Below are 12,081 nucleotides of genomic sequence, written 5' to 3' on the forward strand. Positions count from 1 at the left end.
CCCCTCTCTCGTTGCCTCTCCACGGCTCTACCAGCCGCCCTGCCCGTATCCCTGGCCCTGGTCCCGGCCCTGCTGCCAGGAGGGGTCCTGGTGCGGGTATCCGCCCTGCTGAGAGTCGTGGCCGTGGCCCGGGTACTGCTGCTGGTACTGATCGGGGTATCCGTCGTACCCGCCGCCCTGCCACTGCTGCTGCCCGGCCGGTGCCGGCGCCCCCCAGCTCACACGCTGCTGCGGTACCGCCGCGTGCTGCTCCTCGTCGTAGCCGGGAATCGGCTGCGGCTGGGACGGGATGCCACCCGTCGGGCGGGGCCGGGTGCGCAGCGCCACGCCCTCCAGACGCATCAACTGGAGCGTCTCGGTGACCTTCTTGTCGGAGTACGGGTCCTCTTCCTCGAAGATCTCCGTCACATCGTTCTCGTGATCACCGGCCACGGACACCTCGACGCCGCCCTGGCGGGTGCCCCAGCTCCCCTTGTGCAGGGTGAACAGGGCGTAGAAGCGCAGCGGGGTCAGCAGGGTCAGCTGGATCACGCCGTAGATCGGCGCGAGCAGGAACATGCCGAACCGCTTGATGAAGCCCATCCCGCGGCGCGGGAAGTCGAGGTACCGCACATTGCGCAGATAGCCCATCAGCACCATGAAGACCAGGTAGTCGCCGATGTGGTCGACGAACTGCTGGGGCTTGATGATGGGCAGGATGACCATCGAGTAGAACATCGCCGAGCCGAAGACCAGCCACAGCGCGAGTTCCATACAGGTCAGCCAGAAGGCCGGCCGGTACTTCTTCTGGTGCCGGAAGGCCCACAGCGACTCGCGGAAGAAGGACTTGTTCCAGCGGACCTGCTGGCGCAGGAAGTGCGGCAGCTTCTCGGGGACGGCGGTGTAGCCGACGGCCGTCTCCTGGAAGACGACCTGGCCCTCTATCAGGCAGTAGTTGGTCATCCGGCGGTCGTCGCCGAAGACGGCCGGCTTGCCCAGGAACTGCTGGTTGAGGAAGTCCGGCAGATACTTGCGCACCAGCGTGCCGCGGTACGCCGACAGCGCGCCGCAGCAGCACAGCACCGACTTCAGCCGCGAGTAGGCGGCCCGCTCGAAGAGGAACGAGTTGCCGTAGCGCAGGTCCTGGAGGCGGGTGAAGATGTTGCTGTCGTGGTTGAGCGCCAGCACCATGCCGGTGGAGGCCATGATCTTCTCGTCGGCCAGCGGCATCAGCAGCTCGCGCACGGTGTCCCGGGACAGCACGGTGTCCGAGTCGACGCAGAGGAAGATGTCGGAGTACGGGGCGGCCTCGAAGCCCAGCGCCAGCGCCTCACGCTTGCCCTTGTTCTCGGGCTGCACGCTGACGGTGTACTTGACGCCCTTGGCCTCGAACTCGCGGCGCATCTTCTTCGCGGCCCTGATGCCGGAGTCATTGGCGCTGGCGTCGTCGATGATGTGGATCTCGTTCGGCAGGCGGCTCTGCGCGAGGAGGCTGCGCATGCCCTGCTCGAACATCACCGGGTCCTCGTTGTAGATCGGGATGACCGCGGTGACCCAGGCGTTCTCCAGGTACTCCAGCTCCTCCCGCCCGGCCTTGGCGGGACGGTAGAAGAGCGCGCCGAACATCTTCAGGGTCAGCAGGCCCATGGCACCCATGGAGTACAGGTGCAGGGAACCGGCGTCGAGCCGGGTGGCGATCAGCGCGGCCAGGCCCAGGAAGACGAAGTACGAGACCTTCAGGTGCCGCCGCTTCCGGTGCGCTCGACGCCCACCGGAGTCGACGGCCCCGGGTATGTACGTATCTTCGGAAGTCACAGCTTGACCACCCGCGGGTGGTCGGCGGATTTGCCCCGGGTGTCGAACAACGCCCGGGCACGGTCGGCGAGTTCGTCGAGGTCGATCTCGCGGTGCGGCTGGAGCAGGACGGTCAGGTCGGCGGTCTCGGCGGCGGCGAGATAGTCATCGGCCCGCTCGACGGGCAGCCCGCCGACGCGCCAGTCCTCGACCCGGGGGTCGAAGTAGACGAGCTCGGCGCCCCGCGCGAGGAGGTTCTCCGCAACGGCCAGCGCAGGGCTCTCGCGCTGGTCGGAGATGTCCGGCTTGTAGGTCACGCCGAGCAGCAGCACCCGGGAGCCGCGCACGGCCTTCCCCTGGTCGTTGAGCAGATCGGCGGCCCGGTTCACCACATGCACGGGCATCCGCTGGTTGATCTCCTGCGCCAGCTCCACGAACCGGAACGGGATACCCAGCGAACGCACCTTGTACGAAAGGTAGTTGGGGTCGATCGGAATGCAGTGCCCACCGACGCCCGGACCGGGGTAGAAGGGCGCGAACCCGAACGGCTTCGTGGAAGCGCACCGAATCGCGTCCCACAGATCGACGCCGATCTCACGGCAGAACATCGACATCTCGTTGACGAGCGCGATGTTGACGTGCCGGTAGGTGTTCTCCAGCAGCTTGGCCATCTCGGCCTCGCGGGTGCCCTTGGCCTCGACGACCCGGTTCACGAAACGCTCGTAGAGGGCGCGGGCCGCCTTGGTGCAGTCGGCCGTGATGCCGCCGACGACCTTGGGCGTGTTCTCCAGCCCGAAGGAAGGATTCCCCGGGTCGATGCGCTCCGGGGAGAAGGCGAGATGGAAGTCGGCCCCGACCCGCAGTCCCCCGGCCTCCAGCCGCGGCCTGACGACCTCGTCGGTGGTCCCCGGGTACGTCGTCGACTCCAGCACCACGAGCGTGCCGGCCCGCAGATGGGCGGCGATGTCGTCCACGGCGGCGTGCACCGCGCCGAGGTCGGGAGCACCGTGGTCGGTGAGCGGCGTCGGCACACACACCACGACGGCGGCGGCATCCGCGATGACCGCGGCCCCGTCGGTGGCCTCGAAGCCCCGCTCCAGCATGGCGCGCACATCGGAGTCGGTGATGTCGTCCACATGCGAACAGCCGGCGTTCAGCCCGTCGACCACCCCGCGGCTGCGGTCGAGGCCGACCACCTTCAGTCCCGCGGCAGCCGCGGACCTGGCCAACGGCAGCCCCACGTAACCGAGTCCGACAACAACAAGATCCACCATGGAGGATCTGCTCACGACATCATTCCCCAACCCCGTTGCCACGGCCCCGGCCAGGCGCACAGCAACCGGCCCCCCGCGCAAAATCGAACAAGTGCGAAGAGGTTAACAAGACCTTCACTTTTTGACCACGTTCACCCGAGGTGCGCCTTGTCACGCACACATCCGTACAACCCTTGACACACCTGGTGTGTCTGGAGCGACGGGAGCCACAAAAGGAACGGTCCTGTCCGGGTGTCAGATCTCCCGCCAGGCCTCCAGCGCGAGCCCGGGTTCGTCCTTGCGGCGAGTGAGAAGCAGTGTCCCGGCCGACGGGGAGAGCGACGCGGCAACGACCTCGTCATGCTCGTCCAGCGCCACCGCCACCACGGCGTCGGAGGGCAGCTGAGGGCCGGACTCGGTCCACCAGGCACCGGCCGACTCCTGTTCGGTCGGATAGGCGGCGAAGGCGACCCGGCCGCTCGCCGACCGCTGGGCGAGCACGGTGCAGTCGTGCCCCTCGATGTCACAGCGCACGGCGGACACCGGCCCGGGTCCGGCGGAGGCGATGAGCGTCACCGGCTTCTCGCCCGGCCGCCAGGCGCACACGTCGCCCGAGGTGTCCGTGAAGAAGAGGGTGGTGTGCCCGGCGGACGTGGCGAGCGCCCGGAGCGTCCCCGGCCGGACGGGCACCTCGACGCCCTCCGTCCGCACCGGCGTCCTGCCGTGCTCCTCCTGCCGCCAGTGCAGCACGCCGCCGGGCACCGAGGCGTACACCTCCACCAGCCCCGACTCCCCCGTCACGGCGGCCGGCTCGCCCACCACGTCGTGCCCTTCGAGGTTCTGCCAGGGCCCCCAGCCGCCCTTCTCCTTCTGGTTGCGCAGGCTCACCCCACCGCCCTGGTTGCGGACGAAGACATAGCCACGCCCCGCCGAGTCGACGGCAACGGCCGGCGGGCCCGTCCGGTCACCCTTCTTGTCCGGGTGCCCGATCGAGACCCAGTCCAGGGGCGCGAGCCGGGGCCGGAAGTGCGTCGAATGCACGAGCCCCGACTCGCCCGGCACGGTGGGCCGCCAGGCGGCCAGATGGGTGTAGCCGTCGGCGCCCTGGCCGATCGCCGGGCCCGGGTGCAGCTTCTGGCCGCCGCCGACGGTGCGGGGAGCGTCCCAGGAGCCGTCGGGACCGCGTTCCGCCCGGCACAGGACGGCGTCTCCGGAGGGGAGATAGACGGTGAGGCGGCCATCGCGGCCGCGGATGAGCCAGTCGCCGTTCACCAGTTCACTTTATGCGGGTCGGCCGGCTCCGTGCGCGGCCCGCCCCCTGCCTGGCCGACAACCGCCGTGCGACCCTGGCCGCATGAACGACAACGCGCCTGTCCTCGTCGTCGTCGACGCCGCGAACGTCGTCGGGTCGGTACCGGACGGCTGGTGGCGGGACCGGCGGGGGGCCGCGGAGCGGCTGCGGGACCGGTTGGCGTCGGACGGGGTGCCGGGGGTTTCCGGGCCGGTGGAGATCCTGCTCGTGGTGGAGGGGGCCGCTCGGGGGGTGGAGTCGGTGCCGGGGGTGCGGGTGGAGTCGGCGTCGGGCAGCGGTGACGATCACATCGTCGAGGTGGTCGCGGGGGCGGCCGGTCGGTCCGTACTGGTGGTCACGGCGGACCGGGAGCTGCGGCGGCGTGTCGGCGAGCTGGGGGCGGAGGTGGCGGGGCCGCGTACGGTGCGGCCGTAGGACCGCGGTGAGGTGCTCGGCGTCCGTGCCGGGGCCGGGTGGGTCCGCAGCCCGGCGTAGCGGGGTGCCGCTGCGCCCACCCGTGCCGCCCCTAGCGGCACGCATGCCCGCAGCGGGGGTGGACCCACAGTCGCCGGAGGCTACGGCGTGTTCTCGGCCTTCGGTTCCTCTCCGGTCGCGAGGCGGCTGTGCGTGCGGCCGTAGAGGAAGTACACGAGGAACCCGACGGCCATCCAGATCCCGAACCGCACCCACGTCTCGGCGGGCAGGTTGATCATCAGCCACAGCGAGGCGCACACCGACAGGATCGGGATGACCGGCACCCACGGGGTCCGGAAGGCCCGCGGCAGGTCGGGACGCGTCTTGCGGAGGATGATCACGCCGATCGCGACGACCACGAAGGCGAACAGCGTGCCGATGTTCACCAGCGCCGCGAGTTCGGTCAGCGGCGTGAAGCCGGCCAGCACCGCGATGATCACGCCGAGCAGGATCGTCGGCCGGTGCGGGGTCTTGAACCGCGGGTGGACACGCGAGAAGAACCGCGGCAGCAGCCCGTCGCGGCTCATCGCGAAGAACACCCGGGTCTGGCCGAGGAGCAGGATCATGCAGACCGTCGTCAGGCCGACCGCGGCCCCGAAGCTGATGAAGCCCGCGAACCACGGATGCCCGGTCGCCTTGAACGCATCGGCGAGCGGCGCGTCGACCGACAGCTCGCTGTAGTGCTGCATACCGGTGACGACGATCGACACGAGGACGTACAGCGTCGTGCAGATCACGAGGGAGCCGAGGATGCCGCGCGGCATGTCGCGCTGCGGGTTCTTGGTCTCCTCCGCGGCCGTGGCCACGACGTCGAAGCCGATGAAGGCGAAGAACACGACCGAGGCGGCGGTGAAGATGCCCATCACGCCGAAGTTGGAGGGGGCCCAGCCGAACATGAGCTGGATCAGTGGGGAGTCGAGACTGGAGCCGGCCGGTACCGGCTTCTCCTTCGGGATGAACGGGTCGTAGTTGTCGCCGTTGATGAGGAACGCGCCCGCGATGATCACGACGAGGACGACCGTCACCTTGATGGCGACGACGACCGACGTGATCCGCGCGGACAGCTTCATGCCGACGACGAGGATGCCGGTGAGGACGAGGACGAGCGCGGCGGCGAGGATGTCGAAGCCGAAGGCGTCGGCGCCCTCCCGGCTGCCCAGGGCCGCGGGCATCGTCCACCCCGCGTTCTCCATGAGCGACTGGATGTAGCCCGACCAGCCGACGGCCACCACCGCCGTACCGAGCGCGAACTCCAGAACCAGGTCCCAGCCGATGATCCAGGCGGGCATTTCTCCGAGGGACGCGTACGAGAACGTGTAGGCGGACCCGGCGACCGGGACCGTGGACGCGAACTCGGCGTAACAGAGTGCGGCCAGGGCGCAGGCCACGCCGGCCGCGACGAACGCCAGGGCCGTCGCGGGCCCGGCGTTGTCCTTGGCGACAGTGCCGGTGAGTACGAAGATGCCGGTGCCGATGATCACGCCGACGCCGAACACGGTCAGATCCAGCGCGGACAAGGACTTCTTGAGCGCGTGTTCTGGCTCCTCGGTGTCGAGGAGGGACTGCTCGACCTTCTTCGTCCGGAAGAGGGTGCTGCTCACGGGATACCTCCCACGCTTGTCGTCCTCGACATGATCGAGAGGTGGCACACTCCGTATGCCCCGGCGCGGGCTGATTCACGCCAATGGGCCGGTTCCACCACCCTCATGGTGGGAAAACCGGCCCATCGGAACCCGTTCGGCCGTGTCGGCCGCGAGCCGCGTCAGTCGCGCACGGACTCCACGGAGTCCACCGCGTCCACGGCCCGCTCGTACCGCCCGTCCAGCTTGGCGACCAGTCCGGTCACCTGCCGGGCGATGTCCGGCGCGGTGAGGCCGATCTCGGCGAGGATCTCGGCACGCGTGGCGTGGTCGAGGAAGCGCGGCGGGATGCCGAAGTCACGCAGCGGCACATCCACCCCCGCGTCCCGCAGCGCCTGCGCGATCGCCGATCCCACACCGCCGACCCGGCTGTTGTCCTCGACGGTGACGACCACGCGGTGCCGCTCGGCGAGCGGGGCCATGGCCTCGTCGACGGGCTTGACCCAGCGCGGGTCGACGACGGTGGCGGAGATGCCCTGCTTGTCGAGCAGACCGGCGATCTCCAGGCACATCGGGGCGAGGGCGCCCACGGAGACCAGCAGCACGTCCGGCCGGTCGGTGCCGGGCTCGCGCAGCACGTCCATGCCGCCGACGCGGCCGACGGCGGGTACGGCGGGACCGACGGCGCCCTTGGAGAAGCGGACCACGGTCGGCGCGTCGTCGACCGCGACGGCCTCGCGGAGCTGCGCGCGGACCTGGTCGGCGTCACGCGGCGCGGCCAGCCGCAGCCCCGGCACGACCTGAAGGATCGACATGTCCCACATGCCGTTGTGGGAGGCCCCGTCGGTGCCGGTGACACCGGCCCGGTCCAGCACGAAGGTGACACCGCACTTGTGCAGGGCCACGTCCATCAGCACCTGGTCGAAGGCGCGGTTGAGGAAGGTGGCGTACACGGCGAACACGGGGTGCACTCCGCCCGTCGCCAGGCCCGCCGCCGAGACGGCGCCGTGCTGCTCGGCGATGCCGACGTCGTAGACCCGGTCGGGGAAGCGCTTGGCGAACTTCTCCAGGCCCACCGGCTGGAGCATCGCGGCCGTGATGGCGACGATGTCCTCGCGCTCCTTGCCGAGTTCGACCATCTCGTCGCCGAAGACGGAGGTCCAGTCGGCGCCGGAGCTCTTGATCGGCAGGCCCGTGTCGGGGTGGATCTTGCCGACGGCGTGGAAGCGGTCGGCCTCGTCCTGGAGGGCGGGCTGGTAGCCGCGGCCCTTCTCGGTGAGGCAGTGCACGATGACCGGGCCGCCGAAGCGCTTGGCCTTGGCGAGTGCGGACTCCAGGGCTTCGAGGTCGTGTCCGTCGATCGGGCCGACGTACTTCAGGCCGAGGTCCTCGAACATGCCCTGCGGGGCGATGAAGTCCTTGAGGCCCTTCTTGGCGCCGTGCAGGGTGTCGTAGAGCGCCTGGCCGACGACGGGGGTGCGCTCCAGCACCTCCTTGGTGCGGGCGAGGAAGCGCTCGTAGCCGTCCGTCGTCCGCAGGGTCGCGAGGTGGTTGGCGAGGCCGCCGATGGTCGGCGCGTAGGACCGCTCGTTGTCGTTCACGACGATGACGAGGGGGCGGTCCTTGGCGTCGGCGATGTTGTTCAGCGCCTCCCAGGCCATGCCGCCGGTCAGGGCCCCGTCACCGATCACGGCGACCACGTGGTCGTCGCGGTCCTTGATCTGGTTGGCCTTGGCGATGCCGTCGGCCCAGCCGAGGACGGTCGAGGCGTGCGAGTTCTCGATGACGTCGTGCTCGGACTCGGCCTGCGAGGGGTAGCCGGACAGGCCGCCCTTCATCTTGAGCTTGGAGAAGTCCTGACGGCCGGTGAGCAGCTTGTGGACGTAGGACTGGTGGCCGGTGTCCCAGAGCACCTTGTCTCTGGGCGAGTCGAAGACCCGGTGCAGGGCGATGGTGAGCTCCACCACGCCGAGATTGGGGCCGAGGTGACCGCCGGTCTTGGAGACCGCTTCGACGAGGAAGCTCCGGATCTCCTCCGCCAGCTGGTTCAGCTCCTCCAGGCTGAGCCGGTCCAGATCGCGCGGTCCCCTGATACGGGTCAGCAGCGGCACCCGTGCCTCCTTGCAGTAGAGCTGATCGAGCTGTTGCCGGGCGTGTCGAGTCTAATGTTCCGCCCTTGCGGGCTGCGCCGAGGCCATGGGGCATACATCACGCTTTCGGCTGTACCCAAGTTGTGCCACACCTACGACACAACTGTGCCCGGCACCTGTCGGTGCCGGGCACAGGGGGTCGGTCAGCGTTACGCGCGCCCCGCGGTCTTCTGCGTCTTGCGCGTCACCGCGTCGATCACGACCGTGGCCAACAGCACACCACCGGTGATCATGTACTGCACCGGAGAGGCGATGCCCTCCAGGGCGAGCCCGTACTGGATCGACACGATCACCAACACGCCGAGCAGCGCGTTCCAGGTCCGGCCGCGACCGCCGAACAGCGACGTACCGCCGATCACCGCGGCGGCGATCGCGTTCATCAGCAGGTCACCGCCGCCCGCGCCCTGGTTCGCCGCGGCGATCTTCGACGCGATGAACAGACCGCCGACCGCTGCGAACGTCCCGGAGATCGCGAACACCGAGATCCGGACCAGCTCCACGTTGATACCGGCACGCCGCGACGCCTCGACGCTGCCGCCGAGGGCGAAGACCTTCCGCCCGTACGCCGTACGCCGCAGCACGAAGTCCGTGACGAGGAGCACCACGATGAAGATCACCACGGCCAGGGGCAGGCCCTTGTACTGGTTGAAGACGATCGCGACGGCGAAGGTCAGGACGGCGAGGAGCACCGTCCGCACCACCGTCTCGCTCAGCGGCCGCGACGGCACGCCCGCGGCCTCACGCCGCCGGTTGCCGAGGAAGGAGCTGAGGAAGTACCCGGCGGTCACCACCGTGGCGAGGCCGTAGGCGGCGGCCACGTCGGAGAAGTAGTAGCTGGTGAGCTGGGCCACGACCCCGTCCGGGTCGAGGTTGATCGTGCCGTTGTCGCCCAGGACCTGGAGCATGAAGCCGTTCCAGAACAGCAGGCCGGCCAGGGTGACGGCGAACGCGGGGACGCCGATCTTCGCGAAGAAGAAGCCGTGCAGCGCTCCGGCGACCGTGCCGGTGACGATGGACAGCGCGAAGGCGAGCCACTCGTTCATGCCGTTGGTGACGTTGAGCACGGCGAAGCTCGCGCCCGCGACACCGCTGACCGAGCCGACCGACAGGTCGATCTCGCCGAGCAGCAGCACGAAGACGATGCCGACGGCGATCATGCCGGTGCCGACCATGGCGACGGACATGTCGGACAGGTTGCCCGCGGTGAGGAAGTTGGAGTTCAGGCTCTGGAAGATGATCCAGATGATGGCCAGGCCGACGACCACCGGGATGGAGCCCAGGTCACCGGACTTCATCTTCCGCTTGAACTCGGTGACGTAGCCCGCGAAGCCCTGCTCGCGGACCAGGAGCCGTGGGTCGACGACCGTGACGGCGGCCTTGGCCGCCTCGGGGTTCTCCACGATGTGGTCCTCGGGGGCTCCCGGAGCCGCGGAGGTCTTGTCGATGCTCACTTGGAAGCCTCCCCGTTCGTGCGCGCCGCACGGCGGGTCACGGCGTTTTCGGTGGCGCCGGTGATGGCGGAGATGATCTCTTCCTGCGAGGTCGACTTGACCTCGAAGATGCCGTTGTTGCGCCCGAGGCGCAGCACGGCGACCTTGTCCGCGACGGCCTTGACGTCGGCCATGTTGTGGCTGATGAGGATGACGGCGTGGCCGCGCTCACGCAGCCGCTCGACCAGGTCGAGGACCTGGGCGGTCTGCTCGACGCCGAGGGCGGCGGTGGGCTCGTCGAGGATGACCAGCTTGGGATCGCCCAGCATGGAACGCGCGATGGCCACGGTCTGGCGCTGGCCGCCGGAGAGCGAGGCGATCGGGATGCGCACACTGGGGATGCGGATCGACAGCGTGTCGAGGAGCTCGCGGGAGCGGCGCTCCATCTCCACCTCGTCCAGGACACCGCGCTTGCGGACCTCCCGGCCCAGGTAGAGGTTGCCGACGACGTCGATGTTGTCGCACAGCGCGAGGTCCTGGTAGACGGTCGCGATGCCCAGGTTCTGGGCGTCGTGCGGCTTGTTGATCTGGACGGACCTGCCGTCCCATTCGATGACGCCCTCATCGATGGGGTGCACGCCGGCGATCGTCTTGACCAGCGTGGACTTTCCGGCGCCGTTGTCGCCGACCAGGGCGACCACCTCACCGGCATGGACCTCAAGCTCTACGTCGGTGAGCGCCTGTACGGCACCGAATCGCTTGGAGACCCCGCGCAACGCCAGCACGGGCGTAGCGGACACGTGAACCATCTCCTTCGCCGCCTGACCCGGCGGGAGGTTGTGCAGAAGTGTGGGAGGAGTGATCACTCCGGCGCCCCGCGTAGCTTTGCGGGGCTGGTGTGCGGGGCGCCGGAGGAACTCGGGGTGACTACTTGAGGCCGATCTTGTCGCACGCGGCCTTGTACTTGCCGGTGCAGATCTCGCTCACGGTGTAGATGCCGTCCTTGATGACGGTGTCCTTGATGTTGTCCTTGGTCAGCGACACGACCGGGACGAGGACGGAGGGGACGGCCTTGGTGGTCGGGCTGTCGACCTTGTCCTTGGCGATGGAGTCGAGCGACTTGCCCTGGGCGAGCGCGACGGCCATCTCCGCGGCGACGTCGGCCTCCTGCGGGTAGGGCTTGTAGACGCTCATGTACTGCTCGCCCGTCACGATGCGCTGCACGCCGGAGAGTTCGGCGTCCTGGCCGGTGACCGGGATGTCGGAGATGCCCGCGGCCTTCAGGGCCGTGATGATGCCGCCGGCCATGCCGTCGTTGGCGGAGTAGACGCCGACGACCTTGTCCTTGCCGAGGGCGGAGATGGCGCCCTCCATGTTGGCGTTGGCGTTCTCCGGCTTCCACTCCTTGGTGTCGTACTCGCGGCCGACCTTCACCTTGCCGTCGAGGACGGAGTGCGCGCCCTTCTTGAACAGGGCGGCGTTGGGGTCGGTGGAGGACCCGTTCATCATGACGATCTGGCCGTCCTTGGCCTTGTCGCCCAGGGCCTTCAGCAGGGCCTCGCCCTGGGTCTTGCCGACGGTGACGTTGTCGAACGAGGTGTAGGCGTCGATCGGGCCCTCGGCCAGACGGTCGTAGGCGACGACGGGGATGCCGGCGTCCTTGGCCTTCTTCACCGAGCCGGCGATGGCCTTGGAGTCCACCGCGTCCACGATCAGCACGTCGACCTTGTTGGTCACCATGGTGTCGACCTGCTGGTTCTGCGTGGCGGCGTCCTGCTTGGCGTTGGCGTAGACGACCTCGCCCTTGCCGCTCGTGAGTTCCTTGACCTTCTTCTCGATGAGCACCCGGTCGAACTTCTCGTAGCGGGCGGTCGCGTTCTCCGGAAGGAGCAGACCGACCTTGATGTCGTCGCCCTTCTTGGCGGACCCACTGGAATCGGCGTTGTCGCCGGACTCCTTGGCGCTGCCACAGGCAGCAAGCGAAACGGCCATCGCACCGGCGGCAATCGCAACAGCGGCGCGACGCATACGCGTGTTCACTTCAGAAACCTCCCTGACGAGGCCGCGACATTGCGGCCGAGGTGGCTGGAAGTCAACTCGGCCACACGTGCGACGTCAAGAAGTAAATCC

General features: G+C 68.9%; 9 protein-coding genes. 1 reads left to right on the forward strand and 8 read right to left on the reverse strand.

What is annotated here, in order from left to right; genetic code table 11:
- Window positions 1–27: 27 nt before the first annotated feature.
- The 3 genes from ACFTZL_RS30660 to ACFTZL_RS30670 all read right to left on the reverse strand — a co-directional run bounded on the left by ACFTZL_RS30660 (window position 28) and on the right by ACFTZL_RS30670 (window position 4,298).
- Window positions 28–1,794 (reverse strand): glycosyltransferase, encoded by a 1,767-nt coding sequence (locus ACFTZL_RS30660; RefSeq protein WP_382589078.1) that lies wholly within the window; start codon window positions 1,792–1,794, stop codon window positions 28–30.
- Window positions 1,791–3,062, reverse strand: a complete 1,272-nt coding sequence (locus ACFTZL_RS30665; protein WP_382589081.1) for a nucleotide sugar dehydrogenase — start codon at window positions 3,060–3,062, stop codon at window positions 1,791–1,793. Before ACFTZL_RS30665 ends, ACFTZL_RS30660 begins: the two co-directional genes overlap by 4 nt.
- A 219-nt stretch (window positions 3,063–3,281) precedes the next feature.
- Window positions 3,282–4,298, reverse strand: a complete 1,017-nt coding sequence (locus ACFTZL_RS30670) for a hypothetical protein (protein WP_382589084.1) — start codon at window positions 4,296–4,298, stop codon at window positions 3,282–3,284.
- An 82-nt stretch (window positions 4,299–4,380) separates the two neighbouring features.
- Between ACFTZL_RS30670 and ACFTZL_RS30675 the strand changes: the two genes are divergently transcribed.
- On the forward strand, window positions 4,381–4,752 hold the full coding sequence (locus ACFTZL_RS30675; protein ID WP_382589087.1) for an NTP pyrophosphohydrolase: 372 nt from the start codon (window positions 4,381–4,383) through the stop codon (window positions 4,750–4,752).
- Between the two features lie 140 nt (window positions 4,753–4,892).
- Here ACFTZL_RS30675 and ACFTZL_RS30680 read toward each other — a convergent pair whose 3' ends face one another.
- From ACFTZL_RS30680 to ACFTZL_RS30700, 5 genes are all read right to left on the reverse strand, one after another.
- Window positions 4,893–6,392: an amino acid permease gene (locus ACFTZL_RS30680; protein WP_382589090.1), complete on the reverse strand. Its 1,500-nt coding sequence runs from the start codon at window positions 6,390–6,392 to the stop codon at window positions 4,893–4,895.
- 161 nt (window positions 6,393–6,553) lie between these two features.
- Window positions 6,554–8,482 (reverse strand): 1-deoxy-D-xylulose-5-phosphate synthase, encoded by a 1,929-nt coding sequence (dxs, locus tag ACFTZL_RS30685; protein ID WP_382589093.1) that lies wholly within the window; start codon window positions 8,480–8,482, stop codon window positions 6,554–6,556.
- Between the two features lie 188 nt (window positions 8,483–8,670).
- A complete protein-coding gene (locus ACFTZL_RS30690; RefSeq protein WP_382589096.1) occupies window positions 8,671–9,972 on the reverse strand; it encodes a sugar ABC transporter permease in 1,302 nt (433 codons plus the stop codon).
- Window positions 9,969–10,760 (reverse strand): ATP-binding cassette domain-containing protein, encoded by a 792-nt coding sequence (locus ACFTZL_RS30695; RefSeq protein WP_382589099.1) that lies wholly within the window; start codon window positions 10,758–10,760, stop codon window positions 9,969–9,971. Before ACFTZL_RS30695 ends, ACFTZL_RS30690 begins: the two co-directional genes overlap by 4 nt.
- Before the next feature lie 118 nt (window positions 10,761–10,878).
- Complete coding sequence (locus tag ACFTZL_RS30700) at window positions 10,879–11,979, reverse strand: sugar ABC transporter substrate-binding protein (RefSeq protein WP_382589102.1); 1,101 nt, start codon at window positions 11,977–11,979, stop codon at window positions 10,879–10,881.
- Window positions 11,980–12,081: the final 102 nt, after the last annotated feature.

It is taken from the genome of Streptomyces sp. NPDC056948, assembly GCF_042674225.1.
Classification (GTDB): Bacteria; Actinomycetota; Actinomycetes; order Streptomycetales; family Streptomycetaceae; genus Streptomyces; species Streptomyces purpurascens.

Excerpts from the sequence above, each read along its gene's own strand:
- ACFTZL_RS30695 (WP_382589099.1), bottom strand. The coding sequence starts at position 10,760 with ATGGTTCACGTGTCCGCTACGCCCGTGCTGGCGTTGCGCGGGGTCTCC.
- ACFTZL_RS30700 (WP_382589102.1), bottom strand. The coding sequence starts at position 11,979 with ATGCGTCGCGCCGCTGTTGCGATTGCCGCCGGTGCGATGGCCGTTTCG.
- ACFTZL_RS30675 (WP_382589087.1), top strand. The coding sequence starts at position 4,381 with ATGAACGACAACGCGCCTGTCCTCGTCGTCGTCGACGCCGCGAACGTC.